Origin of the sequence: uncultured Jatrophihabitans sp., assembly GCF_964252635.1 — a bacterium.
Lineage (GTDB): Bacteria > Actinomycetota > Actinomycetes > Mycobacteriales > Jatrophihabitantaceae > Jatrophihabitans.
This window is the reverse complement of record NZ_CAXUNP010000051.1, coordinates 1-25604: the sequence shown is the minus strand read 5'-3', so window position 1 is coordinate 25604 and position 25604 is coordinate 1. Positions and strand designations below refer to the sequence as shown.

The window sequence follows — 25604 nt, the reverse complement described above, 5'->3', positions numbered from 1 at the left end:
ACCCGGAAGGAACACCGTGTCCGACACGACCAAGCCCGACGCCGAAGTCGGCGAGATGAACGAGCCCCAGGCCAATCTGGACGAGAACCAGTGCCCGGTGGCCGGCAACCGTCGCAAGTACCCCGTCGAGGGCGGCAGCAACAGCGACTGGTGGCCCAACCAGCTCAACCTCAAGGTGCTGCGCAAGCACACGTCCGTCGCCAACCCGATGGACTCCGACTTCGATTACGCGGCGGCCTTCCAGACCGTCGACCTCGGCGAGCTCAAGGCCGACGTCGAAGCGATCATGACCGACTCGAAGGACTGGTGGCCGGCCGACTACGGGCACTACGGCCCGTTCTTCATCCGCATGGCGTGGCACAGCGCCGGCACCTACCGCACCCATGACGGGCGGGGTGGCGCCGGTTCGGGCATGCAGCGTTTCGCACCGCTCAACAGCTGGCCCGACAACGGCAACCTCGACAAGGCGCGTCGGCTGCTCTGGCCGGTCAAGCAGAAGTACGGCCGCCGCCTCTCGTGGGCCGACCTGATCGTCTTCACCGGCAACGTCGCGCTCGAGTCCATGGGCTTCGAGACCTTCGGCTTCGCCGGCGGCCGCGAGGACCGCTGGGAGCCGGACGAGGACGTGTACTGGGGCCCCGAGGAGGTCTGGCTCGGCGACGACCGCTACACCGGTGACCGCGAGCTGGAGAGCCCGCTGGCCGCGGTGCAGATGGGCCTGATCTACGTCAACCCCGAGGGCCCGAACGGCGTCGCCGACGCGCTCGCGTCCGCTCGCGACATCCGCGAGACGTTCGGCCGGATGGCCATGAACGACGAGGAGACGGTCGCGCTCATCGCCGGCGGGCACACCTTCGGCAAGACCCACGGTGCAGCCGATCCGGAGCAGTTCGTCGGCCCGGAGCCGGAGGGCGCACCGCTGGAGCAGCAGGGTCTCGGCTGGCAGCAGAAGTTCCAGAGCGGCAAGCACGGCGACGTCATCACCAGCGGCATCGAGGTCACCTGGACCGACGAGCCCACGAAGTGGACGAACAAGTACCTGAAGAACCTCTACGCCTACGAGTGGGAGCTGACCCAAAGCCCGGCCGGGGCGAACCAGTGGCAGCCGAAGGACGGCGGCGGCGCCAACACCGTCCCCGACCCGGACGGCACGCCGAACAAGCGCCCGCCGACGATGCTGACCACCGACCTCGCCCTGCGCGTCGACCCGGTCTACGAGCAGATCACGCGCCGCTTCCTCGCCAACCCGGACGAGTTCGCCGACGCGTTCGCGCGCGCCTGGTTCAAGCTCACCCACCGCGACATGGGTCCGATCCAGCGCTACCTCGGCGACCTCGTCCCGGACGAGCCGCTGATCTGGCAGGACCGCGTCCCGGCCCCGGAGGGTCAGCCCGTCGACGACAACGACATCGCGACGCTGAAGACCGCGATCCTGGACTCCGGCCTGTCCGTGTCGCAGCTGGTGCGCACCGCATGGGCGGCTGCGTCGTCCTTCCGCGGCAGCGACCTGCGGGGCGGTGCCAACGGTGCCCGGATCCGCCTGCAGCCGCAGGCCGGCTGGGAGGTCAACAACCCCGACGAGCTGGCCCAGGTGCTGCGCACGCTCACCCAGGTGCAGCAGTCGTTCAACGACGCCGGCGGCGCGCACGTCTCGCTGGCCGACGTCATCGTGCTCGGCGGCGCTGCTGCGATCGAGAAGGCAGCGCGCGACGCGGGTCAGGACATCACGGTGCGGTTCACGCCGGGACGCACCGACGCGACGCAGGAGCAGACCGACGTCGAGTCCTTCGTCGGCCTCGAGCCGCACTCGGACGGCTTCCGCAACTGGGTCGGCAAGGGTCAGCGCCTGCCCGCCGAGTACCTGCTCGTCGACCGCGCGAACCTGCTCGACCTCAGCGCACCCGAGATGACGGTGCTCGTGGGCGGTCTGCGGGTGCTCGGGGCGAACTGGGACGGGTCCTCGCAGGGCGTGTTCACCGAGCGGCCCGGCACGCTGTCCAACGACTTCTTCGTGAACCTGCTCGACATGGGGGTCACCTGGACGCCGACGGACGAGTCGGCGGAGTCGTTCGAGGGGCGCGACGCGACGGGCAACGTCGTGCGCACCGGCAGCCGCGTCGACCTGCTGTTCGGCTCGAACTCCGAGCTCCGCGCTGTCGCCGAGGTCTACGCGAGCGACGACGCGAAGGAGAAGTTCGTGGCGGACTTCGTCAAGGCCTGGAACAAGGTCATGGACGCCGACCGCTTCGACATCCGGTAGCAGCGACGTCCGATCCACGCTCCACCCGGCCGGGCCGGTCCTCCCACGAGGGCCGGCCCGGCCGTCGTTTCGCGGGCGGACCTATGGTGAGCCATGGCCCGCTACCTCGACGTCCACCCCGACGACCCGCAGCCGCGACTCGTCACCCAGGCCGTCAACCTGTTGCGTGACGACGCGCTGATCGCCTACCCGACCGACTCCTGCTACGCGCTGGGCTTCGAGATGGACAGCCGCACCGGCGCCGACCGCATCCGGCGCATCCGACACCTCGACGACCACCACCACTTCACGCTGGTGTGCGCCGACTTCGCACAGCTCGGCGAGTTCGTGCAGCTGAACAACGCGGCGTTCCGCGCGATCAAGTCGGTGACGCCGGGCCCGTACACGTTCATCCTGGCCGCGACCCGCGAGGTACCGAAGCGGCTCGCGCACCCGCGCAAGCGCACCGTCGGCGTGCGGCTGCCGCGGCACGCCGTGGCGCAGGCCCTGGTACGCGAGCTCGGCAAGCCCCTCGTGTCGAGCACCCTGCTCGTCCCCGGTGAGGACGAGGCCATGACCGACGGGTGGGCCATCAAGGACCGCTTCGACCACGAGCTGGACGCGGTCGTCGACTCCGGCGAGTGCGGCACCGAACCCACGACGGTCGTCGACTTCTCGTCCGGCTACCCCGAGGTCACCCGCATCGGTGCCGGGGACCCGTCGCCGTTCGAGTGAGCGACGCCGGCTGAGCCCGGTCAGAAGCGCAGCGTGGCCACGGCCTCCGCGAACTCGGCGGGCGCCTCCTGCGGGACGTTGTGCCCCACCGGCAGCCGCGGGTTGGCCACGAGCCGGGTGAAGTGTCGACGGTGCTCCTCGGGCGGAGCGGCCTCGCCGAGCCCGTCGCGGGTGGCGTCGACGACGATCGTCGGCACCTCGATGACGGGTTGTTCGGCGATCTGGTCCTCGCCGGCCTGGTAGGCGGGATCGCCGCCGACCAAGCCGAAGCGGTGACGGTAGGAGTGCACGACGACGTCGACGAAGTCGGGATTCTCGAACGACGGCGCGGTTGCCGCGAAGTCCTCGTCGGTGAACGCCCAGCCGGGCGACCAGTCCTGCCACAGCACCCGTGCGAACTCGGCGCGGTGGGCGGCGAGCCCGGCCCGACCCCGCTCGGCGTGCAGGTAGAACTGGTACCAGAGCGCGCGCTCGGTGCGCGGCGATGCGGGCCGTCCCGACGCGCTGATGTTCTGCACGTTGTAGCCGTCCGCCGTCACCAACCCGGCGACCGACTCCGGCCACAGCATCGCTGTCAGGCACGCGGCCCGACCGCCCCAGTCGTAGCCGGCGACCACGGCCGGCCCCAGGTCGAGGGCGATCAGCAGCTCGTGCAGGTCGTGGGCCAGGGCCGCCTGCTGGCCCGACCGCGGCGTGGCGTCGTCGACGAACCGGGTCGGTCCGTAGCCGCGCAGGTAGGGCACCACGACGTCGGCGCCGCGTGCGGCGAGCCGGCGCGCGACCTCGTCGTAGGCGCGGGTGTCGTAGGGGAAGCCGTGCAGCAGCACCACCGGCGGGCCGTTGTGGTCACCGCGCCGCTCGACGGCGACGTCCAGGACACCGGCCCGGACCGTCTGGACCTCGAACTCCGTCATGCCTCCATGATGGTGGACCGGCGCCGCGACCTGCTCCGTCACCGTTGTGCCGGATTGGTCCGGATCGCGCACGCACGCGGGCCTGTATCGAGCCGTTTCGGCCCTTGCTAGGCCTTGCCTGTGAGTGCATATTCGCTCTGCCACGAGGCGCGAGGCCTGTGGTATCCGCGCTTCTGGGGGACGCATGGCACGACAACACGCACGCACGATGATCATCGCCGGGGCGGTCGCCGCAACGGTGGCCGGGGCCCTCGTGGTCCCGAGCGCGGCCGGGGCCGCGGCGGCGAAGGGCATCCCGCACGTCTCGGTCCACCTGGGCAAGGGGGTGAGCACCAGCCGCACCCACCTGTACCCGGGGCGGGTCACCTTCGACGTGCACTCGAGCAAGGGCCAGAACTCGTTGCAGCTCGCGAGCCTGGCCAAGGGGTACAGCCTGGCCCAGGCCAGTCAGGACATCGGCAAGGCCTTCGGCGGCGACGTGACGGCGGTCCGGACGGTCGACAAGTTGATCCACTTCAAGGGCGGGGCCGCAGCGAGCCCGAAGCACCCGGGCCACGTGACCGTCTACCTCTCGGCCGGGACGTACTACCTGGTCAACCAGAACACCAACAAGGCCAAGACGATCACCGTCTCCGGCAAGGCCGTGAACCGCAAGACGGTCCGGACCAACAGCCGCATCACCATGCTGACCTACGGGTTCGACTCGCTGCCTCGCCTGCACCGCTCGGGGACGATGCGGCTCAACAACATCAGCGACCAGCCGCACTTCCTCGTGCTGGTGCACATCAAGCCCAGCACCACGAACAAGCAGCTGATGAAGGCGTTCCAGAGCGAGTCCGACAGCCAGCCCAAGTTCGTCCTGAAGGGTGAGGTCGACAGCGCCATCCTGTCGCCGTACAAGACCCAGGCCTTCACCTACAAGCTGCCGGCCGGCACGTACGTGATGGCCTGCTTCTGGCCGGACGACGACACCGGCATGCCGCACGCGGCCATGGGCATGTTCAAGAAGGTCGTCCTCTACTGAGCCCGAGGCCCGCGGGTCCGACCCGCGAGTGAGTCAACGGGGCTCACCGCCCACCGGCGGTGGGCCCCGTTGACCGTCCGCTCGGGGTCGTGCGGTCGGCACCGTCGGCGTCGACGTCGCGGCCCGCTCGTAGCATCGCCACGTGCCGAAGGAACGCGGGACGACCGTGATCGCCACGAACCGCCGGGCGCGGCACCTCTACGTCGTGCTGGACACGGTCGAGGCCGGCATCTGCCTGGTCGGCAACGAGGTGAAGAGCCTGCGTCTCGGCCGGGCCTCCCTCGTCGACGCGTTCGCCATGGTCGACGACCACGAGGTCTGGCTGCACAACCTGCACATCGCCGAGTACGCCATGGGCAGCTGGACGAACCACCCGACGCGACGCACCCGCAAGCTGCTGCTGCACCGCTCGCAGATCGTGCGCTGGGAGGTGCGCGTGCGCGAGAGCGGCTTGTCGATGGTGCCGCTGTCGCTGTATTTCCACGACGGCCTGGTCAAGCTCGAGCTGGCGCTGGTGCGCGGCCGCAAGACGTGGGACCGGCGTCGTGCCCTCGCCGAACGCGACGCGCGCCGCGAGGTCGAGAGGGCGCTCTCCCAGCACGTGAAGGGTCGGCGCCGCTGACCTCCGGCTGACGACCGGCCTGCGGGCCACCCGTCAGCCCGTGCCCGTCAGGCCGTGCCCGTCACGCCAGACCGGTCAGCTCGGTCTCGCGTTCACCGCCCGTCCACGCCGGATGGACGCGGATCAGGTGCTCGTTGCCGAGGAACGCGCGCCGCAGCTCGTCGGGCAGGCCCTCGAACGGTGAGACCTGCGAGCGGTGCAGCGCGATCGCGGCGTCCCGTTCGGCGAGGAACCGCCCGGTCTCGAGGACGGTGGTGAGCTCGTCGTCCGGCGTGCCGATCGCGGGCAGCTCGGTGTACGCGGCGGCGTCCTGGTCGCCCGCGTGGTGCCGCACCCAGGCGTGCATCAGCGAGCGCGGCAGGCAGTGCAGGTAGAGCACGGTCGACGTGCCGGCCAGCACCTGCTCGACGGCCTCGCGCACGCGTAGGTGGTCGCGGTGCCCGTCGCCACCGTCGAGGGTGATGACCACGTCCGGGTGGTGCCGGTCGATCGCCGAGCGCACGGCCTCGCGCACCTGGTCGTCCGGCGCGCCGACGAGGGTGGCCGGGCCGGCCTCGCCGCCCATCCCGGAGTCGACGAAGTCGAGCACCTCGACCTCACCGACGCCGAGCAGGTCGGCCGAGGCCCGCAGTTCGGCCTCACGCAGCGCGGCCACGCCGTCCGGCGCGTCGACACCGGCCCGCACCTCACCGGCCTCGCCCCGTGTCGCGCAGACGACGACCGTGCGTGCCCCGCGCTCCGCGGCGTGCAGCAGTGACGACCCGCACCCGAACGTCTCGTCGTCCGGGTGGGCGACGACGACCAGCACGGTCGTCATGAGGCGGCGGCCACGAACGACTCGATCTCCGCGGCCATGGTGTCGGGCACCTCGAACATCGGGAAGTGGCTGCGCGCCTCCAGCCGGGTGACCGAGAACCACGGGTGCGTCGCGGCGAACTGCTGCTGCGCGGCGAGCACCGCGTCGTCGGCGGGCTGGGCGTAGAGGTGCAGCACGGGGCACGGCTGCAGCTCGGCCAAGGCCTCGAGCGGCACGGGCGCCGCGGCGAAGCCGGCCTGGATCTCGCGGCCCGCACGCTGCCAGTGCCGTGCGCCGTAGGAGCACATCGACGCAACGTAGTCCCGCAGCTCGGGCAGGTCGAGACCGTCGGTCCACATCCCTGTCAGGCCGGCGCGCACGTCGGCCCACGCGGGCGACTGCAACCCGGCGAGGGCGTCGGCGAATCCGGGAGGCGTGCCCAGCACCATCCAGTCGAGCAGCACCACAGCGGGCACGGCCTCGGCACCGAGCCGCCGGCGCAGCTCGACCGCGGCCCACCCGGCGTGCGAGAGCGTGACCGGGACGATGCGGTCGATGCCGAGCCCCTGCATGCGCTCGACGATCCCGTCGACGACGTCGGACGTGGACACCTCGTCGCGGGCCGGGGACTCACCGTGGTCGGGCAGGTCGACGGTGAGGACCCGGCGGTGGGCGGCGGCGCGGGCGGCCAGGCCGTCGAAGACCGATCGGCTGCCGCACCAGCCCGGGACGAACACCAGGGCGGGGTCGCCCTGGCCGAGGTCGGTGACGGCGAGCGGGGCCGTGGCGGTGGTGGTGCTGGTCATCATCTGCTCCCTGCTTTGATACTGCCCTGTGCAGTATATTGCAGGAGAGTAGATACTGCACAGGGCAGCATGTCAAGATGTTGGCGTGACCACACCGAGATCAACCACCGCGTACGCGATCCTGGGCCTGCTGGGGGTGCGCAGCTGGACCACCTACGAGCTGGCCAAGCAGGTGCAACGCAGCCTGAACTGGTTCTGGCCCCGCGCCGAACGCAAGCTCTACGACGAGCCCAAGCGATTGGTCGCCGACGGGTTGGCCACCGCCTCGGTCGAGGCCACGGGCAAGCGGTCCAAGACCGTCTACGGCATCACCGAAGCCGGCCGAGCGGAGCTACGTCGCTGGTTGGACGAGCCCTCGGCCCCACGAAGCGGGGAGTTCGAGGCCATGATGAAGGTGTTCTTCGCCGACGCCGGCTCCGTGGGGCAGCTGCGCACCACGTTGGGGCGCATCCGCGAGGAGGCCGCCGAGCGCATCGACCGCCTCGGCGAGATGACCGCCGCGGTCGCGGCCGAACCGCGCTTCCCCGAGCGGCTGCACATCAGCGCGCTTAGCGTGCGGCTGCAGCTCGAGCAGGAGCTGGGCATCCTGCGCTGGGCCGACTGGGCCGACGAGCAGGTGGCGCAGTGGCCGGCCGCCGACGATGCGGGCGCCTGGGACGTCCAGGGTTCGCTCGCCGCGACCGTCGCCGACAGCGAAGCCGCGACGGGTCACTGACCCGTCGCGGCTCCGGCTGTGCTGGCTGCTGGTTGCTGGTTGCTGGTCACAGCCTCTCGGTGATCACAGGATCGCGCCGAGCTCCTCGGCGTGCTCGAGCGTGGTCTCCTCCGTGCCGTCGATGACGGTCGGGGTCGGACGCTTCTGCCGTGACACCAGGACGAACGCGAGGATCGCGGCCAGGATCAACGCACCGAGACCCCAAGTGAAGGCCACGGTGTAGCCGTGCACCACACCGGCCCGCACGCTGCCCTGACCGTGGTCACGGATGTAGTGGGCGGTGGCGGTCGCGGCCAGGGTGTTCAGCAACGCCGTACCGAGCGAACCACCGACCTGCTGGGTGGTGTTGACCAGGGCGCTGGCCACACCGGCGTCGCGGTCCTCGACACCGATGAGCGCCGTGCTGGACAGCGCGACGAATGCAAAGCCCATGCCGAGGCTCATGACGATCTCGGCGGGAAGCACGTGCAGCGCGTAACCCGAGTTCACGTCCAGCCGGGTGAACAGCGCCATGCCGACGGCCGCGGCGATCGTCCCGCCCACCATCAGCGGACGCGGGCCGATGCGCGGCAGCAGGCCACTGGCCATGCCCGCCGCGACGACGATGCCCGCACTGAACGGCAGGAACGCGAGCCCGGACTTCAGGGCGCTGTAGTGCAGCGTGCCCTGCAGGTAGTAGACGAGGAACAGGAACATGCCGAACAGCGACAGGCCGATCAGCAGCGAGACGAGGAACGCGCCGGCCCGGTTGCGCTCGGTGAACACGCGCGTGGGCAGCAACGGCTCCTTGGTGCGGTTCTCGATGACGACGAACGCGACGAGCAGCACCACGGCGGCCGCGAGCAGGACGATCGTCGTGGTCGCGGACCAGCCGTCCTCGTTCGCCTTCGTGAAGCCGTAGACAAGCGCCACCAGGCCGAGCGTGCTGGTGATGACGCCGGGGATGTCGTAGTGCGCCTTGCCCGCTGCGCGGCTCTCGTGCACGACGAGCACGCCGGCGATCGCGGTGATGATGGCGATGGGGGTGTTGACGAGCAGCGTCCAGCGCCACGACGCGTACTCGGTGAGCACGCCGCCGAGGATGAGGCCGAGGGCAGCGCCGCCGCCGGAGATGCCTCCGTAGACGGCGAAGGCCTTGGCCCGCTCGCGGGGTTCGGTGAAGGTGACGGTGATCAACGACAATGCGGCCGGGGCCATCAGCGCGGCGAAGGCGCCCTGGAGCCCGCGGGCGGCGAACAGCTCGCCCTGGTTCTGGGCGATACCGCCGATGGCGGACGCGACACCGAAGCCGACGAGGCCGATCACGAAGGCGCGCTTGCGGCCGATGAAGTCCGCGACGCGGCCGCCGAGCAGCAGCAGGCCACCGAAGGCCAGGGCGTAGGCCGTGACCACCCACTGGCGGTTGGCGTCCGAGATGTGCAGCGAGCGCTGGGCCGACGGCAGCGCGATGTTCACGATGCTGGCGTCGAGCACCACCATCAGCTGGGCGATGGCGATGACCCCGAGCGCCAGCCAGCGCCGGGGGTCGACCGGCGTGTAGGGGTCGAGACGGGTTGTGCTCATGACATGTCCTCTGGTCGAGCAGTTCTTAGGCGGTTCACACGCTACGAGATCGGATCGTCCGGGTCAAGACGATCCGATCGGAACTAATCCGATGTTTGACGGAAATACGCTCGACATCTACGATGAGGCCCATGGGAGCTCGTCCGGAGATGGTCGACGTGGCGGAGTCGCCGTGCTCGGCCCTGTTCCGGCCCGCGGACCTGACCTTCCTGCTGCACGCCGCGGCAGACCGGATGGCCGTCGAGCTCGACCGCGCCGCCGTCGCCATCGGCCTCAGCGACGTCCGTGACTGGCTGGTGCTGGCCGCGCTCGACGACGGCCAGCAACGCACCCAGTTCGAGCTCAGCAAGATGGTGTGCGTCGACAAGACGACGCTGATCGGCGTCCTGGACCGCCTCGAGCAGCGCAAGCTGGTCGTCCGCACCGTCGACCCGCGCGACCGCCGGGTCCGCATCCCGCAGATCACCGCGGCCGGCCGACGAGTGTTCGCGAAGTTCGCCACGGCCCGCGACGCCGCGGAGGCCAAGGCCCTCGACGGCGTCGGTCAGGAGCAGCGCGCGGTGCTGTTCGAGCTGCTCGGCCGCATCGCCGACCGGCAGGAGGCGCCGCAGCCCGTCTCCTGACCGGCTGCGGCCCGTCCTTCGGGTGGGATCAGTGACTCGCGGGGTGGATCAGCGGATGGAGCGGTCGGCCTGGTCGAGCAGGCTCTGCAGTTCCTCGCTGGTGGCCCGCTTCGGCTTGGCGAAGTCGCCGCCCTCGGCGTAGGCGCCCGCGTAGGCGGGCTGGTCACGCTGGAACCGCCAGCTGTCGGCCAGGCTGCCCGTGTCGAACGTGTCGTAGCCGATCGCGTCCAGGAAGTCGGTGGCCACCTGCTTGGCCGCGGCGTCGTCGCCGGCGATCATCAGCGTGTTGCGGTCCGACGCGCCAGCCGGCCGGCCCATCGAGCCCAGGTGCTGGAAGAAAATGTTGTTGAACGCCTTCACCACGCTCGCCCCGGCGAGGTGCTGCTGCACCAGCTCGCTCGTGGTGCTCTGCTTGTCGTCCAGCGCCGCGATCGCCCCGTCGCGCTCCGGGTAGTAATTGCACGTGTCGAGCACGACCTTGCCCGCCAGCGGCTCGGCGGGTACCTCGTTCACGCGACCGAGCGGAACCGTGACGACCACGAAGTCGCCGGCGGCCGCCGCGTCCTGTGCGGTGGCGGCCCGTGCCTTCGAACCCAATTGTCCGACGAGCTCCGTCAGGGTCTCGGGGCCCCGCGAGTTGGACACGACGACGTCGTAGCCGGCCTCGACGGCCAGCCGGGCCACGGTGCCGCCGATGTTGCCACTACCGATGAATGCAACTGTTGTCATGCTGGATGCAATCGGCCCGGCGCGCGGTGCATTCCTCGAACGCGGCGCGGATCTAAGCGCAGCCGAGGCGTCAGCCCAGCTCGCCGGTCAGGGTGACCAGCTCGGCGATCCTGACCAGCTTCTGGTTCGTGCGCTGCGACGCCTGGGACAGCAGCTCGAAGGCCTGGTCCGCGGTGATCTTCCGGCTGACCATGAGCACGCCCTTGGCCTGGCCGATGACGTCACGGTTGACGAGCGCCTGCCGCAGGTTGGTCATGCGCTGCGCCTCGGCGAGCGCGAGGGCCGCGTGCGTGGCGAACACGTTGGCGACCGTGCGGTCGCGCTCGCTGAACGCGTCGGGCGTCCGGCTGTACAGGCTCAGCGACCCCAGGCGGGTGTCGTCGACCCACAACGGGATGCACAGCATCGAGCAGATGCCGAGCTCGACGGCCTTGGCCTGGAACGCAGCCCACCGCGTTTCGCTGGCCATGTCCACGACGGTCACGGTGGTCTGTTCGCGGGAGGCGTCGACACACGGGCCGATGCCCAGACTCTGCTGCAGCAGGTCCAACGCGGGCGGCGCCTCGCCGACGACGGCCTGAGGCTCGAAGCGGCCCTTGCGCAACAGGTTGAGCCCCGCCTCGTCGGCACCGTCGACCACCTCGCACGCCGAGCGGAGGATGGCCACTAGCGTCGACTGCACATCGCCGTCGGGGCTGCGCATCTCGCGGCTGATCCTGTCCAGCAGGGTCCAGGATTCCAGGTCGGCGTCGAGCAGGTCGGACACCATGGCCTCGTCGTCGGCGGCCAGCTCTGCGGGTTCTGTCGTCACTCGGTGTGTCCTCCTTGACGCGCGACCTGGGTCAGCATGGTTCAAACCCGGTCGAAGCCCAGAATATCGGTGCTGGGTCACCGCGCGTTCACACCCGGCAGCAGGTCGCGATACCCCAAGGTATAGGCCTCGGCGAAGGTGGGGAACGGCCGCACCACCTCGGCCAGCACGGCGATCGGGATCTGCGCGCGGACGGCCAGCGTGGCCTCGGTCATCCACGAATCCGCATCGGGCCCGATAGCGGCCGCGCCGACCAGAACGCCCCGGTCGGCGTCGGCGACGAGGCGCAGGAGCCCGCCCGACGAGTCCTGCGGTCCGAGCGGCCCCTCCCCCTCGGCGCCGGCTCGGCTGCCCGACGCCAGGTCGACCTCGGCCACGGCGATCCGGAGGCCGCGCTCGCGCGCCTGCGACTCGGTGAGTCCCGTCCCGGCGGCCGGTGGGTCGGTGTACACGGCACGCGGCAGCGCGTCGGGGGTCACGACCCGCGTGCCGTCGCCGACGAGCGCGTCCAGGACGACGGACGCCTGGTGGTTGGCGGTGTGCGTGTACGGCGCCAGGCCCGTCACGTCGCCGATGGCCCACAGCCCGTCGCCGGCGCGGCAGTGGTCGTCGACCTCGACCGCGCCGGAGTCGGTCAGTGACCCGCCGGCGGATTCCACCTCGACACCGTCGGTCGCGGGGCGGCGGCCGACGGCGATCAGCACTCGCTCCGCCGTCAGGGTCGCCCCGGAGTCGAGCGTGAGGTGGGCGCCGGACGCGTCGGCGGAGGCCGACGTCGGCGTGCTGCCCAACTCGATGTGGACGCCGGACGCCTCGAGCACGTCGCGCATCAACGACCCGATCGCCTCGTCCTCGGTGGGCAGCAGCCGGTCCGCCGGGTCGAGGACCGTGACGTCGGCACCGAAGCGGGCGTAGGCCTGGGCGAGCTCGCAGCCGATGGGACCGCCGCCGAGGATGACCAGGGACGCCGGGCGCTCGGGCGAGCTCAGTGCCTCGTCGGACGTCCAGGTCGGGACGGCGGCCAGCCCGTCGATGTCGGGCACGACCGGGGTCGACCCCGTGTCCAGCACGACGTGCGTGCCGTGCAACGTCCGGTCGCCCACTGCGACCTGTCCGCGTCCGAGCAGGCGGCCGAAACCGCGCACGACCGTGATGCCCTTGTCGGCGATGGCGTCGGCCTCTGCGGAGTCGTCCCGTTGGTTGGCGACCGAGTCCCGTCGCCGCACCGCCTCGCGCCACGCCGCATCATCGGCGTCCGGCTGCACGGCGTCGGAGGCGGCGCCGTGCTCGCGCGCGGTGCGGATCTCGTCTCGACCGCGTGCCGAGCGCAGCAGGCTCTTGCTGGGCATGCAGGCGACGTAGGGGCATTCGCCGCCGACGTAGCCGGAGGCCACCAGGGCCACGGTGCGGCCGGCGTCCACGAGGTCGCCCGCCAGGCTGACGCCCCCGCTGCCGGCACCGATGATGACCACGTCGAACGTGTCGTCGACCATGCTGCGCTCCTACCCGTTCCGGCCGTCGTTCTGAACACGGTTCGCAGCGGCCTCGAGTAGTCCGAGGCCCGTCGACGCGGTCCGCGCCAGTACCCGGCCGAGGTGCATCCCCAACCAGCTGACCGGGTCGGAGTCGCGGGCCTGGTCGTCGAAGCTGCCGTGGGCGCCGCGGTCGTGCGTCTCGTCACCGGGCTCGTGCAGGTTGTTCGGGTAGCGGGGCAGGTCGCCGTCGGCGAACTGGGAGCTCACCCCGGACCGCCGCAGCTGCCAGTCGACCAGGCCCGGTGCGAACCGGTTGCCGAGCACGGTGGCCACGGTCGGGGCACCGACCCAGGCGTCGTGCCGCGGTCGCTGCGCCACGTCGACGATGGTGCGAGCGGCGACCTCGGGCTGGTAGATGGGTGGAACCGGCATCGGGTGCCCGCGTTCCGGGAACTGGTTGTCGTTCCAGTCGAACTGCGGCGTGTTCACGCCTGGCAGGGTAACCAGCGAGACCGTGACCGGGCTCCCGGTGGCCGCCAGCTCGACGCGCAAGGACTCGGTGTAACCCTTGATGGCGTGCTTGGCGCCGCAGTAGGCACTCTGCAGCGGGATGCCGCGGTGGGCGAGGCTGGAGCTCACGTTGACGATCGAACCCTGCTCGCGCGGCCGCATGACCCGCAGTGCGGCCTGCATGCCGTTCACCTGCCCGAAGTAGGTGACCTCGGTGATCCGCCGGAAGTCCTCGTCGGGAAGGTCCCAGCTGTACCGCAGGGCTCCGACGAACGCGTTGTTCACCCACACCGAGATCGGGCCCAGCTCGGCCTCGATCGTGTCCACGGCGGCCTCGACCTGGTCCAGGTGGGCCACGTCGGTGGGGATGCCGCAGGCCCGTCGGCCCACTGCCCGCACCTCGGCGGTCGTGGCGTCCAGACCGGCCTGTCCACGGGCCAGGACGGCGACGTCGAAGCCGGCCGCCGCCAGCTCGCGGACCACTGCCCGCCCGACCCCGGCCGTGCCTCCCGTGACGACGGCAACCCGGCTCGAAGCGTCCTGGCCCTGCGTGTCGATGTCCATGCCTTCGCGGTACCCGCGGACGGCTCAGAAATGACCGCATGTGAGCAAGAATGTGCAACCGAGATCTGCCGGCCGGCCTGCCGTGCGGACCGCTACGTCGTAGGTCCCGGCCGACCCGGGTTCCGGCGGTGCAGCAACGGCCCGGGACGACCGGCGCCGCGCCCCATCGCGTCGACGAAGCGGCCCAGTACGTCGTCGGCGGCGTGCGTCGGGGCCCAGCCCAGCCCGCGCAACCGCGCCGTGTCGAGCAACGGGCTCTCGACGGCCAGGTCCACCCACCCCGGTTCGGTCGGCTGGAGACGGGCCCGGTAGGTCAGCTCGGCGGCCTTGCGCAGGACCGAGGCCGACAGTGCGGGCCCGACCCCGCCGAAGACGGCCGCGAACCGCTCACGGTCGATCACGGGGTCGGCCGCGACGTTGAAGGCCCCGCCCGCGCGTTCGCGCAGGACCAGCTCGATGGCGGTGGCGACATCGTCGCTGTGCACGACCTGGAAGGACAGCGCGTCGGTGAACGGGGCCCATCGCACCAGCGGTCGGCGCACGACCGTCTTGGGCACGAGGCGGCCGAGGAAGTAGCGGGCCACCTCGCTGGCGGCGGCGTCCTGGAAGATCAGCGCCGGGCGCATCCGCGTCACCACCGCGTGCGCTTCGGCCGCCGTGACGAGGTCCTCGGCTGCAGCCTTGTCGACGCTGTAGGTCGAGGTGGGGATGCCGGTCGTCGGCCACGCCTCGTCGACGGGTGTCTTCGGCCCGGGCCCGTATGCGCCCACCGAGGACTGGTGCACGAAATGCTTCACCCCCGCGGCCACGACCGCCTCGGTGACGGCGGCGGTGCCGGCCTGGTTGGTGCGCCGCATGGCCGCGCGGTCGCCGAACGGCTGCAACGCGAACGCCAGGTGCACCACGGCATCGGCGCCCGCGAAGGTCTCGGCCAACCGGGCGGCAGCGCCCGGGGCGCCGATGTCGAGGCGCTCCCACCGGGCCCAGTCGTAGGGCGGTGCGGCAGGTGCCTTGCGCCGGGCGACACCGACCAGTTCGTGCTCGCCGCCGCCGAGGCGGAGCAGCAGTGACGTGCCGACGTTGCCGGTGGCCCCGGTGATGACGATGCGCATGCCAGCGAGCTACCCGCGCGGTCGGCGCGACTGACGAACCTCGAGTCGGTGCGCGTTTCTGCTCGAGCATGGCTATTTGCGACGCGCGCCGGGCATATGCCTGATGGCTGAACACGCAGCTGAGCTGCACGCAGCGATGCGTCGCCCGCCTCTAGGACACCGTTATGAGCACCTGCTCCCGCACCCTGATCGGCGTCGGCGCCTTCGCGCTGGCCGCCGGCACCTCCACCATGCTGATCGCTGCCCCGGCGTCAGCCGCCCCGTCCGCTTCCGACGCCACCTTCATCACGGCGAACGAGCAGTCCAACCTCGCCGAGATCGCGCTCGGCACCCTGGCCAAGGCCAAGGGCCAGGACGCCGCCACCCGCACGATGGCGAACAAGACCTACTCCGACCACGTGACCGCCAAGGGCAAGCTCACGGCCATCGGCAACGCGGCGAAGGCGACCCTTCCCAGCACCCCGAACGCCGCGCAGCTGGCGGTCGCCGCCCAGCTGAAGGCCGTACCCGCGACGAACTTCGACCTCATGTACGCCCAGGCGCAGGTCGCCGGTCACCAGCTGGCGCTGGCCGGCGCACGGACGGAGTTGTCGACGACGAAGAACGCTCAGCTGCGTTCCTACGCCACCTACTACGTCGGCATCGCCACGATGCATCTGAACATGGCCCAGGCCGAGGTCAAGGCCCTGGGCGGCGCCCCGACGTCGGTGCCCGGCGGTAGCGGCGGTGCGGCCTCGACCAGCTCCTCGCTCGACGCGACCGGCCTGTGGGCCGTCGGCGCCGGTGCCGTCCTGGTCGCCGCGGGCGCGACGGTCATTGCGCGTCGACGGAGCTCCGCAGCACAGTGATCCACCCTCGGCCGCGGCGGCGCCTGCTCCTGGGCGCGGCCGTCGCCGTCGTGGGTGTGGTGCTCGTCGCGGCCGGGCTCACGCATCTGCATCATCCCGCCCCACGTCAGCCGGCGAAGGCCTTCGGTGCTGCGCCGGCGGGCCCGTCGTCGGGCGCGACGCAACCATCGATCCGTGACGCCTCGCCGACTGTGTCGCGTGCACCGTCGACGTCGCGCCTCGCCGACGGCAGCGGCGTGCCGCAACGCGTGCGTATCGCGCGCCTGCACGTCGACGCCCCGGTCGTCCCGGTGCCCTCGCAGAACGGCGCCATCACCGTGCCCACGTCTCCCACGGTGCTGGGCTGGTGGGTGGCCGGGGCGAGCCCGGGCGCGGCCGTCGGATCGACAGTGATCGTCGGGCACGTCGACAGTGCGGCCAGCGGGCCCGGTGCGTTGTTCCACCTGGACCGGGTCCGGCCCGGTGACACGGTCGCCGTTCGCGTCACCGGTGGCATCGTGCAGGACTACCGCGTCTCGGCATTGCGCATCGTGCACAAGTCGATGGGACTCACCGCACGCCAGCTCGGCGTCGGCAGCCGCTCCCCCGGTCTGGTGTTAGTCACCTGCGGCGGACCGTTCGACGAGACGACGAAGAGCTACCAGGACAACATCGTCGCCTTCGCCCGACCTGTCGATTGACGCTCGCCCGTTCGGTGCAGGACGCGCCCGTTCAGCGCAAGCCGCGCCCGTTCAGCGCAGGACGGCGACGGTCGAGTAGACGTCGACGCCGATGATCGCAGCCGCGCAGCAGAACGCGAACACGGTCGTGACGTGCCGGTTGACCAACGCGCCCATGAGCCCGCGGTCACGGGTGGCCAGGATAAGCGGCACCAACGTGAACGGGATCCCGACGCCCAGCACGAGTTGTGACTGCACCAACGCGTCGGTGGCCGGGACGCCGGCCAGCAGCACCGCCATCCCGGGAACGAGCGTCGCAGCTCGACGCACCGGCCGGGGTATCCGGCGGTGCAGGAACCCGGCCATCACCAACTCGCCCGCGAGCGTGCCGACACCGCTCGAGGCCAGCCCGGACGCGAGCAGTGCGACCAGGAAGAGGAAGACCCCGGTGACGCCGACGGTCTCGGCCATGGCCGCTGAATACGCGGGGATGCCGGACAGGCCGCCGGGCAACGACGTCGCGGCGATCACGAGCATGAACACGTTGACCAGCCCCGCGGCGCCCATCGCGAGTGCGATGTCGACGCGCTGCAGGCGCAGGGCCCGGCGGCGCCCGAGCTCCCCGGACGGCCGGGCCTGCCTGCTCGTCAGACCGGAATGCACGTAGATCGCGTGCGGCATGACGGTGGCGCCGACGACCGCGGTGGCGAGCACGATGCTGTCGCTGCCGGCGAAGCCGGGAACCAGACCGCTCGCCAACCCACCGGCCGACGGGTGCGCGTGCAGGACGCAGAACAGGAAGCCGGCGCCGATGGCGACGAAGCAGCCGGCGATCGCCAGCTCGAACCGACGCCGACCCCGGCGCTGCAGAGCGAGCAGGGCACAGGCCGCGAGCGCGGTCAGCGCGGCCCCACAGGGCAGCGGCAGTCCCGTCAGCAGCGACAGCGCGAGCGCGCCCCCGACCAGCTCGGCGAGATCGGTGGCCATGGCCGTCACCTCGGCCTGGGCCCACAACAGCAGCACGACGGGCCGCCGGTAGCGATCACGGCACACCTCGGCCAGGCTGCGCCCGGTCGCCAGACCCACCTTCGCAGCCAGGGACTGCACGAAGGCGGCGACGACGTTCGCGGCCACGACGACCCAGAGCAACCGGTAGCCGAACTGCGACCCGGCGTCGAAGTTGACCGCGACGTTGCCGGGGTCGACGTAGGCGATCCCGGCGACGACGGCCGGCCCGAGGAAGGCCAGGGTGCCGCGCACCCGGGTCCGGGCACCGACCCGCGGGGTCTCGGTGGTCGGACGGGTCAGGACGACGGTCATCCGGACGGCCGGTCGTGCGTCGCCGTGGAACCCAGCTGGGCCCGGACCCACCTGGAGACGGCGTCGACGAGCTGCTGCTCGTCGGCGGCGATGGTGCTCGAGCTGGGTTCGTCCAGGCCGTGGAAGGCCAGCATCCGAGCCCGCACGCGTGACGGGTCCTCCGGCTCGCGCCAGACCCGGACGACGAGTCCCGTGTCCGGCCGGGGACCCTCGTGATCGTCGTCAACCGTCATGGCGGGGATCCGGCCGGGACTGCGCGCTTCGCACCGGGGCAGGTGCGAAGTGATCGACGGGGCGACCGAGCAGCGGCCCGACCAGGCGACGCATGGCCGGCGTGGGCGCCAGTCCGAGTTCCGCGGCCAGCAGGCGCCGGTAGGACTGGTACTGCCGTAACGCCTCGGCATGGTTGCCCTCGGCCAGGTGCGCCTCGACGACCCGGCACTGCGCGGTCTCGCGCAACGGCTCGCACGCCACGGCCGTCAGCGCGGCCTGCAGCGCTGCGGCGTGCGAGCCCTGCGCACACAGCCGCGAGCTGGCGCGCTCGAGTGCATGCAGGCGCGTCTGCCGGAAGGACTCGCGTTCGAGCACCAGCCAGTCCTCGGGCCATTCGGGCAACAGGTCCTGCGCGAACGGTCGGAGGTCGAACCGTTCGGCCTGGTCCCCGTCGCCGTCGAGGGCGTGGGCGGTGTCCTCGGCGGCCCACACGTCGACCTCGACGTGGTCGGCCAGCTGCAGCGAGGCACCCGACCCGACGACCAGCGGTCCGAGCTCTGTACGGGGCAGACGCCACAACGTGTTGCGCAGACGGGCCGGCGCGCGGGTGCCGTCGTCGCACCACAGGCGCTCGGCAGCCGACTGCCGGCTCACGGCGCGGTGGCGGCCGGACAGGGCGAGCAGTGTCAACAGGCGGGCACCGCCGTCGCCGATGCTCGACGGTCGATCGTCGATCTGCAGGTCGAAGCCGCCGATGAGACCGAGCCGGCAGGGAGGTTGTACGAACACGGCGACTGTCGCCTCTCACAGCGTCGGACGATCTGCCACGGTGCTTCGCAGCGACCTGCCCGACGTGTCCTGCCTACCCGGCACCCGACGTCGGCACCAGGGGGTGACGCGCGGTGGGGACACGTCGGGGACGCGCGCGCGACGGCACCACGACGTGCGGGGCCACGAACGCGCGACGCCCACCGGTTTGCCTGGACAGGTCCCCACACGAACCGTCAGGAGAACCCATGTACCGCCACGTCAAGGAACTGCAGTTCGAGGCCAAGCCCGAGAAGCCCGACGCCCTCTACGCGATGAAGTTGCAGGAGCTGATCGGCGGCCAGTTCGGCGAGCTGACCGTCACGCTGCAGTACATGTTCCAGGGAGCGAATTGCCGGATGCCCGGCAAGTACAAGGACATGATCCTCGACATCGGCGCCGAGGAACTGGGGCACGTCGAGATGATCAGCGTGATGATCGCCCGGCTGCTCGAGGGCGCCCCGTCCGAGACCACCGCCGAGGCCGCCGCCGCCAACCCCGCGCTCGCCGCGATCCTCGGCGGGATGAACCCGCAGCACGCGATCGTGTCCGGTGGCGGCGCCCTGCCCGCCAACAGTCAGGGTGTGCCGTGGAGCGGCGCCTACATCGTGGCCAGCGGCAACCTGCTGACCGACTTCCGGTCCAACGCCGCGGCCGAGGGCCAGGGTCGCCTGCAGACGAGCCGGCTCTACAACATGACCGACGACCCGGGCGTGAAGGCGATGCTGCAGTACAACCTCGCCCGCGACACCTACCACCAGCAGCAGTGGCTGCTCGCCATCGAGCAGCTCGTGCAGGACGGGCTGTGCGACGTCATCGAGGACTCGAACGCCGACATCGAGAACGCCGAGTACAACCACACGCTGTTCCAGAACGAGGTCAGCACCGGAGCTGACGGACGCTGGGCGCAGGGCCCGTCGCTGGTCGGCAACCAGCAGCTCGACGCGCAGCTCTCGGTGCCGTTCACCGACGACGTCGGTCTGCTGCCGGCACCGGACCCGAAGCTGTTCGCGACCTACGACGGCAACAACGGTCCCGGTGTCGAGGGCGACGGCGGCGGCATCGCCGGTCCGAAGGGCGTCGTCGACAAGCTCAAGGACGCCGTCACCGGCGAGGGGTCGTGACCCGTCCGGTCGCCCGTCCGGTCGTCGATGTCCTGTACGTGGCCGGCGCCGCCACCGGGCTGGTCCTCGGCGGGTCGCTGCACGTGGTGCTCGCGCTCGTGCTGCTCACCGTGGTCGGAGCCCGTCAGGTGACACGGCGCGCCTGACGGCTCGGGGTGCTGCGCGCTCGGCGCAGCACCCCGGTTGTCAGCCCGTCCGCGGTCGGCGCCGCAGGCCACGCAGCGTCAGCACCAGCAACGCCGCAGTGACCACGGCGTGCACCCGGTTGACGCGATCCGCAACGGCGCGGAGGTCATGACCGGACGACCCGGCACCGGACGACTCGGATCGCGGTTCGTCACCCGCCGCAGCCCTCGTCTCAGCGTTCTCCGTCGGAGTGCGCTCGACGTCAGGCTGGTCGGAGGATTCGTCGAAGCGCGGGCCGACGGCGCCCGAGTCGACCGCGTCCGGTTGCGAGCGCGCGCCGGCAGTGTCCGGGCCGGGCGGGTCGTTGGCCGGCGAGTCGTCACCCGGCGCGTCCCTACGGCGCAGGGCCGCGGCGCGCAGTGCCTCCGACCGGCCCATCCCGGAGTCGCCGTGCGGGCCGGCGAGCACCGAGGTCAGCTCGGTGTAGGCGTCGATCCAGCGCTGCCAGCCCTCCTGGTCGTCCTTGCCGCCGGGTGACGTCCAGCGCCTCGACGCCTCGGACGAGTACGGGTCCGGTGGGAGGCTCTCCAACAGGTAGGTGCGGGCACGAGCCACATCGAGCCACAGCTGCTCCGCGTACTCGCAGCTCAGGGTCAGGGCGCGCTTCAGTACCTCGGCCTGGTCGCGGTGGTCCGCGACGTTCATGTCCTTGCTGGCGCCCAGGATCAGGCGGTTGGGATCCAACATCTCCGGCTTCGGAAACGGCTCCATGATGAACTCTCTGGGTCGACCGGCGCTCGACGCCGTACAGCTCCACCGGAAGACGAGGTTGGTCTCGGCAGGCGCACCGACGAGGTACCCCCGGCGCTCCCGGACGAATCGTGCCTTCGGACGAATCGTGCCGGTTCCGCCGACGGAGAACGTCCCGTCCTGACAAGCGCAATGCGGTTAGCGTCGGACCGGTCGGCGAGGACCGGAGGTCTGCGATGCGAGTGGTGTTCGTGCACGGCGCGTGCGTGCGGGACGGTGAATGGTGGTGGCACCGGACGGCGCGCGAGCTGCAGCGGCGGGGAGTCACCAGCACGGCTCCCGGCCTGCCGAGCTGCGGGGAGGGCGCGGCCGCACCCGGCGCGCACGGGCCGGGGTTGACCGACGACGTCGCCGCGGTGGCCGCCGTCCTGCAGGACAGCGCCAAGCCCACCGTCCTGGTCGTGCACAGCTACGGCGGGATCGTCGCCGCCCAGGCCGCGGTCGGCGCGGGGGCGGTGCGGCACGCACTGCTGGTGTCCAGCTACCTGGCCCGGCCCGGTGAGAGCCTGTCGTCGTTCGGCGAACCGGAGCCCGCACCCTTCCTCGACATCGACCCCGACGGCGGCACCTTCGGCGTCCGCAACGACGCGCTGGCCGCCACGTTCCTGCAGGACTGCCCGCCCGACGTCGTGGCGACCGCCGGCTCCCGGCTCGCCCGCCAGAGCCTGTCGGTCACGCAGGAACCGGTCTCCGCCTCGGCCTGGCAGAACGTGCCGACGACCTACCTCGTCTGCACCGACGACCGCGGTACGCCGGAGGCGGCGCAACACGAGTTCGCCCGCCGGGCCGACCGGGTCGTCGACATCGCGGCCGGGCACCACCCGTTCCTGTCGCAACCCGCCGCCGTCGCCGACCTCGTCGTCACCCTGACCTGAGAGCCACCCCAACCGGACACGGCAACGAAACCTGCGGGCAAGGAAGCCGCGTCAGCCTCGACGCGTGAACACACCGAACCCGTCGGCCCAGGCCGACTTCTACACCGCGCAACTGAACCGGGCCATCGCCCGGCACGACGACCCGCTGACGCACGAGCTGGTCGAGCTCGCCGACACCGAACTCCCGGACAGCGAACTCCCCGACACCGAACTCCCCGACACCGGACTCCCCGACACCGGACTCCCCGACACCGAACTCCCCCACCGCACGACCCGACGCGACCGGTCCCGCCCGCGAGCCTGGCGACTCATGCACCGCGTGGACGCGTGGACCCTCTGGGCCCTGAATGCGCGTACCGATCGCGAGGAGTGACCTGTGCCTCCGTGAGGCCGGACGGCGAGGTGGGCATCGCTGAGGGTGACGGTTCGAACACGCGGACGTCGGGACGTGCGGCGCCGCCTGGCCGACCCGTTGCCCGGCGGGCCGCACGTGTCCACTACGAGCTTCGGCTCGGCAGTCATGACACAGATGCGGAGCCCACCATGGCCGACCAGTACACGATGCAGGACCCCACGAAGATGTACGCCGACCGCGTGCCGGACGAGCAGTACCTCCCCGGCCCCGGAACCGACAAGGAGATGGCCGAGAACGTCCCGGCCGACCACGGTGAGGACAGCTACCGGGGGAGTGGGCGCCTGCAGGACCGCAAGGCCCTGGTGACCGGCGGCGACTCGGGGATCGGCGCGGCCGTGGCCATCGCCTTCGCCCGCGAGGGAGCCGACGTGGCCATCGTCTACCTGCCCGAGGAGGACGAGGACGCCCAACGCATCCTCGGCCTCGTAAAGGACGCCGGCCGCAAGGCCGTCGCCATCCCCGGTGACCTCAAGGACGCTGCGTTCGCCCGCCAGGCCGTCCAGACCGCGGTCGACGAGCTCGGCGGCCTCGACATCCTCGTCAACAACGCCGGCAAGCAGCAGCACGTCGAGGACATCGTCGACATCAGCGACGAGGAGTTCGACGAGACGTTCAAGACCAACGCCTACGCGACGTTCTGGCTGACCAAGGCCGCCGTGCCGCACCTGTCGCCCGGCTCGACAATCATCAACAGCACATCGATCCAGGCGTACGCCCCGTCGCCGCAGCTCGTGCACTACGCAGCCACCAAGGCCACGGTCAACAACCTCGCGAAGGGTCTCGCAGCGCAGCTCGCGCCGAAGGGCATCCGCGTCAACGCCGTCGCGCCCGGGCCGATCTGGACGCCGCTGCAGCCCGCCGGTGGTCAGGCCCCGGACGCACTCCCGTCCGTGGGTGAGCAGACCTACCTGGGCCGATGGGGACAACCCGCTGAGCTGGCACCGGCCTATGTGTTCCTGGCCAGCAACGAATCGTCCTACGTCGTCGGCGAGACGCTGCACGTCGACGGCGGCATGCCGACCCCCTGACCCGTCCGGTCAGGCGCCGGCCCGGAAGCTCCGCACGACCTCGCCGACGATCTCGACGGACTCGACGGTGATGGGGTCGAGCACCAGCTGCAGGTGGGCCGCGCCGGCGCGGCTCATCGCGTCCAGGTGAGCAGCCAGCTCGGACACCGGCACCGGGCCCGGGGTGTGCTCGTCGTAGGGCTCTCCGGCGAGCCGTCCGACGCCACCCGGCAGCTGGACGAAGACGGCGGCGGTGGCCTCGACCTCGCCGGGGCCGCGGCCCGCCTCCCGGGCCGCGGCCTCGACGCGTTCGCGCACGGCGGTGAAGCCGTCGACCGTGTTGCCGTAGTCGCTCCACCAGACGTTCCAGGCATCGACGTGCGGCAGCCCGATCCGCAACATCCGCGGGCCGACCGAGCCGAGCATGATCGGCGGCCCGCCGGGTTGCAACGGTCGCGGGTCCAGCACACAGTCCTCGACGTCGTAAAAGGTGCCGTGGAACGTGCTGTGCCCGGTGCGGACCAGCTCGCGGATGACGGTGAACGCCTCCTCGAACCGTGAGACGCGCCGGTCGTACGGCAACCCGTAGGCGGTGTACTCGCGCTGGTTCCAGCCGGCGCCCAGACCGAGGACGAGCCGCCCGCCGGAGATCGCGTCGACGGTCGCGGCCTGCTTCGCGAGGACCGGCGGCGGGTGAAAGCTGGTCGAGGCGACGAACGGGCCGAGCTGGACCCGTTCGGTGACGCTGGCCAGCGCGGCCAGGGCCGTCCACACCTCCCACGGCCCGCGCGACGTCCCGTCGGGCAGGTCGTAGAGCAGGTGGTCACCGAGCCAGATGGAGTCCAGGCCGGCCTGCTCGGCCGCCTGGGCCATGGCCACCACCTCGGGCCACGGCACGGATCGCTCGACCTCGGGCAGCTGGACTCCGACGCGGCACGGCATGCCCTGAACCTAGTCCGAACGGATTGTCGACCACGGTGATGCGCGTCGACGGGTCGTGGGGACGCTCGGTGCATGGACTATCGATTACTGGGACACAGTGGCTGTGCCGTCTCCACCCTCGCGCTGGGCACGATGACCTTCGGCGCGGAGTCCGACGAGGCGGTGTCGCACGCCCAGCTGGACCGCTTCGTCGAGGCGGGCGGCAACCTCGTCGACACCGCCGACGTCTACTCCGCCGGCACCTCGGAACAGATCATCGGACGTTGGTTCGCCCAGCGGCCCGCGGACGTGACCCAGGGCGTCGTCCTGGCCACCAAGGGTCGCTTCCCCATGGACGCCACCGCCAACGGCCTCGGCCTGTCGGCGCGCCACCTCACGCGCGCGCTCGACGCGTCGCTCACCCGGCTGGGGCTCGACAGCGTCGACCTCTATCAGTGCCACGCGTTCGACGCACTGACGCCTCTCGGGGAGACCCTGCGCACGCTCGACGGCATGGTCCGCAGCGGCAAGATCCGCTACTACGGCTTCTCCAACTTCACCGGCTGGCAGCTCACCAAGGCCGTGCACCTGGCCCGGGCTTTGAACCTCGCCCCGCCCGTCACGTTGCAGCCGCAGTACAGCCTGCTCGCGCGGGAGATCGAGTGGGAGATCGTGCCCGCCGCCGAGGACGCGGGCCTGGGTCTGCTGCCGTGGTCGCCGCTGGGCGGTGGGTGGCTGTCGGGCAAGTACCGGCGAGACGAGCGGCCGACCGGCGCGACCCGCCTCGGCGAGGACCCGGGCCGCGGCATGGAAGCCTTCGACAAGCGCAACGACGAAGCGCTGACGTGGGACGTCGTCGAGGCGGTGCAGGACGTGGCCGAGGCGCGCGGCACCTCCATGGCGCAGGTCGCGCTGGCCTGGGTGACGGACCGTCCCGCGGTCACGTCGACGATCCTGGGGGCGCGCACCGTCGAGCAGCTCGAGGACAACCTCGCGGCGGCCGACCTGCACCTGACCGCGGAGGAGACGCAGCGGCTCGACGCGGCCAGCGCACCGGCCGTTCGTGACTACCCCTACGGCGTCATGGGCGTGGAACAGCGCGAGCGGAACATCGCCGGCGGGCGGTAGTCCGTCTCGAGCGACGGCCGTGCGACACGATCGTGGTCAATCTGTAGCGCGGTCGTCGAGGTAACCGCACGATCGCTCGGCAGGGTCGGGGCGTGCCGTCGACCAGAACCGCG

Annotated in this window: 28 protein-coding genes; 14 read left to right on the top strand and 14 right to left on the bottom strand. The window is 71.3% G+C overall.

The features are described from left to right. The first annotated feature begins 16 nt into the window (after positions 1-16). Together katG and ACFFCA_RS17475 are read left to right on the top strand one after the other, a co-directional pair. Positions 17-2260, top strand: a complete 2244-nt coding sequence (katG, locus tag ACFFCA_RS17480) for a catalase/peroxidase HPI (RefSeq protein ID WP_375487117.1) — start codon at positions 17-19, stop codon at positions 2258-2260. Between the two features lie 93 nt (positions 2261-2353). After that, complete coding sequence (locus ACFFCA_RS17475) at positions 2354-2974, top strand: L-threonylcarbamoyladenylate synthase (RefSeq protein ID WP_375487115.1); 621 nt, start codon at positions 2354-2356, stop codon at positions 2972-2974. A 20-nt stretch (positions 2975-2994) separates the two neighbouring features. On the opposite strand, the gene ACFFCA_RS17470 is transcribed toward ACFFCA_RS17475, so the two are convergent. Continuing rightward, entirely contained in the window at positions 2995-3888 is an 894-nt protein-coding gene (locus tag ACFFCA_RS17470) for an alpha/beta fold hydrolase (RefSeq protein WP_375487113.1), read from the bottom strand. Positions 3889-4072: 184 nt separating this feature from the next. Here ACFFCA_RS17470 and ACFFCA_RS17465 point away from each other — a divergent pair, with 184 nt between their 5' ends. Together ACFFCA_RS17465 and smpB are read left to right on the top strand one after the other, a co-directional pair. Then, entirely contained in the window at positions 4073-4912 is an 840-nt protein-coding gene (locus tag ACFFCA_RS17465) for a hypothetical protein (RefSeq protein WP_375487111.1), read from the top strand. A 142-nt stretch (positions 4913-5054) separates the two neighbouring features. Continuing rightward, positions 5055-5534 carry an SsrA-binding protein SmpB gene (smpB, locus tag ACFFCA_RS17460; protein ID WP_375487109.1) on the top strand — a complete coding sequence of 160 codons (480 nt, stop codon included), beginning with the start codon at positions 5055-5057 and terminating at the stop codon, positions 5532-5534. 61 nt (positions 5535-5595) lie between these two features. On the opposite strand, the gene ACFFCA_RS17455 is transcribed toward smpB, so the two are convergent. Both ACFFCA_RS17455 and ACFFCA_RS17450 read right to left on the bottom strand, forming a co-directional pair. Beyond that, positions 5596-6351 (bottom strand): PIG-L deacetylase family protein, encoded by a 756-nt coding sequence (locus ACFFCA_RS17455; protein ID WP_375487107.1) that lies wholly within the window; start codon positions 6349-6351, stop codon positions 5596-5598. Next, a complete protein-coding gene (locus ACFFCA_RS17450) occupies positions 6348-7136 on the bottom strand; it encodes an alpha/beta fold hydrolase (RefSeq protein ID WP_375487105.1) in 789 nt (262 codons plus the stop codon). The genes ACFFCA_RS17455 and ACFFCA_RS17450 overlap by 4 nt, the downstream gene beginning before the upstream one ends. A gap of 85 nt (positions 7137-7221) precedes the next feature. Between ACFFCA_RS17450 and ACFFCA_RS17445 the strand changes: the two genes are divergently transcribed. Beyond that, positions 7222-7851: a PadR family transcriptional regulator gene (locus tag ACFFCA_RS17445; protein ID WP_375487103.1), complete on the top strand. Its 630-nt coding sequence runs from the start codon at positions 7222-7224 to the stop codon at positions 7849-7851. 63 nt (positions 7852-7914) lie between these two features. Here ACFFCA_RS17445 and ACFFCA_RS17440 read toward each other — a convergent pair whose 3' ends face one another. Continuing rightward, the gene (locus tag ACFFCA_RS17440; protein ID WP_375487101.1) at positions 7915-9414 is read right to left on the bottom strand and encodes an MFS transporter; all 1500 of its coding nucleotides are present in this window, start codon (positions 9412-9414) and stop codon (positions 7915-7917) included. A 131-nt stretch (positions 9415-9545) separates the two neighbouring features. Between ACFFCA_RS17440 and ACFFCA_RS17435 the strand changes: the two genes are divergently transcribed. Then, positions 9546-10037, top strand: a complete 492-nt coding sequence (locus ACFFCA_RS17435; RefSeq protein ID WP_375487099.1) for a MarR family winged helix-turn-helix transcriptional regulator — start codon at positions 9546-9548, stop codon at positions 10035-10037. A 48-nt stretch (positions 10038-10085) separates the two neighbouring features. Here ACFFCA_RS17435 and ACFFCA_RS17430 read toward each other — a convergent pair whose 3' ends face one another. The 5 genes from ACFFCA_RS17430 to ACFFCA_RS17410 all read right to left on the bottom strand — a co-directional run bounded on the left by ACFFCA_RS17430 (position 10086) and on the right by ACFFCA_RS17410 (position 15238). Next, a complete protein-coding gene (locus tag ACFFCA_RS17430) occupies positions 10086-10766 on the bottom strand; it encodes an NADPH-dependent F420 reductase (protein WP_375487097.1) in 681 nt (226 codons plus the stop codon). Positions 10767-10836: 70 nt separating this feature from the next. Beyond that, positions 10837-11577 carry a GAF and ANTAR domain-containing protein gene (locus ACFFCA_RS17425; RefSeq protein ID WP_375487095.1) on the bottom strand — a complete coding sequence of 247 codons (741 nt, stop codon included), beginning with the start codon at positions 11575-11577 and terminating at the stop codon, positions 10837-10839. Positions 11578-11654: 77 nt separating this feature from the next. Then, positions 11655-13070 (bottom strand): dihydrolipoyl dehydrogenase family protein, encoded by a 1416-nt coding sequence (locus tag ACFFCA_RS17420; protein WP_375487093.1) that lies wholly within the window; start codon positions 13068-13070, stop codon positions 11655-11657. A gap of 9 nt (positions 13071-13079) precedes the next feature. Next, a complete protein-coding gene (locus tag ACFFCA_RS17415) occupies positions 13080-14126 on the bottom strand; it encodes an SDR family oxidoreductase (RefSeq protein ID WP_375487091.1) in 1047 nt (348 codons plus the stop codon). A gap of 92 nt (positions 14127-14218) precedes the next feature. Beyond that, entirely contained in the window at positions 14219-15238 is a 1020-nt protein-coding gene (locus tag ACFFCA_RS17410) for an NAD-dependent epimerase/dehydratase family protein (RefSeq protein WP_375487089.1), read from the bottom strand. Between the two features lie 164 nt (positions 15239-15402). On the opposite strand from ACFFCA_RS17410, the gene ACFFCA_RS17405 reads away from it, so the two are divergent. Beyond that, the gene (locus ACFFCA_RS17405) at positions 15403-16086 is read left to right on the top strand and encodes a DUF4142 domain-containing protein (protein ID WP_375487087.1); all 684 of its coding nucleotides are present in this window, start codon (positions 15403-15405) and stop codon (positions 16084-16086) included. Further along, the gene (locus tag ACFFCA_RS17400; protein WP_375487085.1) at positions 16083-16766 is read left to right on the top strand and encodes a class F sortase; all 684 of its coding nucleotides are present in this window, start codon (positions 16083-16085) and stop codon (positions 16764-16766) included. The genes ACFFCA_RS17405 and ACFFCA_RS17400 overlap by 4 nt, the downstream gene beginning before the upstream one ends. A gap of 51 nt (positions 16767-16817) precedes the next feature. Here the strand turns inward: ACFFCA_RS17400 and ACFFCA_RS17395 are convergent, their stop codons facing one another. Genes ACFFCA_RS17395 through ACFFCA_RS17385 form a run of 3 tightly spaced genes read right to left on the bottom strand, consistent with a single transcriptional unit; the run spans position 16818 to position 19067 of the window. Continuing rightward, complete coding sequence (locus ACFFCA_RS17395) at positions 16818-18065, bottom strand: Nramp family divalent metal transporter (protein WP_375487083.1); 1248 nt, start codon at positions 18063-18065, stop codon at positions 16818-16820. After that, complete coding sequence (locus tag ACFFCA_RS17390) at positions 18062-18298, bottom strand: hypothetical protein (protein ID WP_375487081.1); 237 nt, start codon at positions 18296-18298, stop codon at positions 18062-18064. The genes ACFFCA_RS17395 and ACFFCA_RS17390 overlap by 4 nt, the downstream gene beginning before the upstream one ends. After that, positions 18288-19067, bottom strand: a complete 780-nt coding sequence (locus ACFFCA_RS17385) for a BTAD domain-containing putative transcriptional regulator (protein WP_375487079.1) — start codon at positions 19065-19067, stop codon at positions 18288-18290. Before ACFFCA_RS17385 ends, ACFFCA_RS17390 begins: the two co-directional genes overlap by 11 nt. Before the next feature lie 227 nt (positions 19068-19294). On the opposite strand from ACFFCA_RS17385, the gene ACFFCA_RS17380 reads away from it, so the two are divergent. Further along, complete coding sequence (locus tag ACFFCA_RS17380; protein WP_375487077.1) at positions 19295-20209, top strand: manganese catalase family protein; 915 nt, start codon at positions 19295-19297, stop codon at positions 20207-20209. Further along, positions 20206-20355 (top strand): hypothetical protein, encoded by a 150-nt coding sequence (locus tag ACFFCA_RS17375; protein ID WP_375487075.1) that lies wholly within the window; start codon positions 20206-20208, stop codon positions 20353-20355. The genes ACFFCA_RS17380 and ACFFCA_RS17375 overlap by 4 nt, the downstream gene beginning before the upstream one ends. A gap of 40 nt (positions 20356-20395) precedes the next feature. Here the strand turns inward: ACFFCA_RS17375 and ACFFCA_RS17370 are convergent, their stop codons facing one another. Beyond that, entirely contained in the window at positions 20396-21106 is a 711-nt protein-coding gene (locus tag ACFFCA_RS17370) for a hypothetical protein (protein ID WP_375487073.1), read from the bottom strand. 215 nt (positions 21107-21321) lie between these two features. On the opposite strand from ACFFCA_RS17370, the gene ACFFCA_RS17365 reads away from it, so the two are divergent. The 3 genes from ACFFCA_RS17365 (at position 21322) to ACFFCA_RS17355 (ending at position 23463) form a co-directional block, all read left to right on the top strand. After that, entirely contained in the window at positions 21322-22020 is a 699-nt protein-coding gene (locus ACFFCA_RS17365; RefSeq protein WP_375487071.1) for an alpha/beta hydrolase, read from the top strand. A gap of 64 nt (positions 22021-22084) precedes the next feature. Next, positions 22085-22393 (top strand): hypothetical protein, encoded by a 309-nt coding sequence (locus ACFFCA_RS17360; protein WP_375487069.1) that lies wholly within the window; start codon positions 22085-22087, stop codon positions 22391-22393. 170 nt (positions 22394-22563) lie between these two features. Then, the gene (locus ACFFCA_RS17355; RefSeq protein ID WP_375487067.1) at positions 22564-23463 is read left to right on the top strand and encodes a glucose 1-dehydrogenase; all 900 of its coding nucleotides are present in this window, start codon (positions 22564-22566) and stop codon (positions 23461-23463) included. 9 nt (positions 23464-23472) lie between these two features. On the opposite strand, the gene ACFFCA_RS17350 is transcribed toward ACFFCA_RS17355, so the two are convergent. Next, complete coding sequence (locus tag ACFFCA_RS17350) at positions 23473-24384, bottom strand: LLM class flavin-dependent oxidoreductase (protein WP_375487065.1); 912 nt, start codon at positions 24382-24384, stop codon at positions 23473-23475. Positions 24385-24456: 72 nt separating this feature from the next. Here ACFFCA_RS17350 and ACFFCA_RS17345 point away from each other — a divergent pair, with 72 nt between their 5' ends. Beyond that, on the top strand, positions 24457-25491 hold the full coding sequence (locus ACFFCA_RS17345) for an aldo/keto reductase (RefSeq protein ID WP_375487063.1): 1035 nt from the start codon (positions 24457-24459) through the stop codon (positions 25489-25491). Positions 25492-25604: the final 113 nt, after the last annotated feature.

Bases quoted from the DNA above. Each gene is read 5' to 3' on its own strand.
- ACFFCA_RS17475 (WP_375487115.1), top strand. From the start codon at position 2,354: ATGGCCCGCTACCTCGACGTCCACCCCGACGACCCGCAGCCGCGACTC.
- ACFFCA_RS17470 (WP_375487113.1), bottom strand. From the start codon at position 3,888: ATGACGGAGTTCGAGGTCCAGACGGTCCGGGCCGGTGTCCTGGACGTC.
- ACFFCA_RS17465 (WP_375487111.1), top strand. From the start codon at position 4,073: ATGGCACGACAACACGCACGCACGATGATCATCGCCGGGGCGGTCGCC.
- ACFFCA_RS17455 (WP_375487107.1), bottom strand. From the start codon at position 6,351: ATGACGACCGTGCTGGTCGTCGTCGCCCACCCGGACGACGAGACGTTC.
- ACFFCA_RS17450 (WP_375487105.1), bottom strand. From the start codon at position 7,136: ATGACCAGCACCACCACCGCCACGGCCCCGCTCGCCGTCACCGACCTC.
- ACFFCA_RS17440 (WP_375487101.1), bottom strand. From the start codon at position 9,414: ATGAGCACAACCCGTCTCGACCCCTACACGCCGGTCGACCCCCGGCGC.
- ACFFCA_RS17435 (WP_375487099.1), top strand. From the start codon at position 9,546: ATGGGAGCTCGTCCGGAGATGGTCGACGTGGCGGAGTCGCCGTGCTCG.
- ACFFCA_RS17430 (WP_375487097.1), bottom strand. From the start codon at position 10,766: ATGACAACAGTTGCATTCATCGGTAGTGGCAACATCGGCGGCACCGTG.
- ACFFCA_RS17420 (WP_375487093.1), bottom strand. From the start codon at position 13,070: ATGGTCGACGACACGTTCGACGTGGTCATCATCGGTGCCGGCAGCGGG.
- ACFFCA_RS17415 (WP_375487091.1), bottom strand. From the start codon at position 14,126: ATGGACATCGACACGCAGGGCCAGGACGCTTCGAGCCGGGTTGCCGTC.
- ACFFCA_RS17410 (WP_375487089.1), bottom strand. From the start codon at position 15,238: ATGCGCATCGTCATCACCGGGGCCACCGGCAACGTCGGCACGTCACTG.
- ACFFCA_RS17405 (WP_375487087.1), top strand. From the start codon at position 15,403: ATGAGCACCTGCTCCCGCACCCTGATCGGCGTCGGCGCCTTCGCGCTG.
- ACFFCA_RS17395 (WP_375487083.1), bottom strand. From the start codon at position 18,065: ATGACCGTCGTCCTGACCCGTCCGACCACCGAGACCCCGCGGGTCGGT.
- ACFFCA_RS17390 (WP_375487081.1), bottom strand. From the start codon at position 18,298: ATGACGGTTGACGACGATCACGAGGGTCCCCGGCCGGACACGGGACTC.
- ACFFCA_RS17380 (WP_375487077.1), top strand. From the start codon at position 19,295: ATGTACCGCCACGTCAAGGAACTGCAGTTCGAGGCCAAGCCCGAGAAG.
- ACFFCA_RS17370 (WP_375487073.1), bottom strand. From the start codon at position 21,106: ATGGAGCCGTTTCCGAAGCCGGAGATGTTGGATCCCAACCGCCTGATC.
- ACFFCA_RS17365 (WP_375487071.1), top strand. From the start codon at position 21,322: ATGCGAGTGGTGTTCGTGCACGGCGCGTGCGTGCGGGACGGTGAATGG.
- ACFFCA_RS17355 (WP_375487067.1), top strand. From the start codon at position 22,564: ATGGCCGACCAGTACACGATGCAGGACCCCACGAAGATGTACGCCGAC.
- ACFFCA_RS17350 (WP_375487065.1), bottom strand. From the start codon at position 24,384: ATGCCGTGCCGCGTCGGAGTCCAGCTGCCCGAGGTCGAGCGATCCGTG.
- ACFFCA_RS17345 (WP_375487063.1), top strand. From the start codon at position 24,457: ATGGACTATCGATTACTGGGACACAGTGGCTGTGCCGTCTCCACCCTC.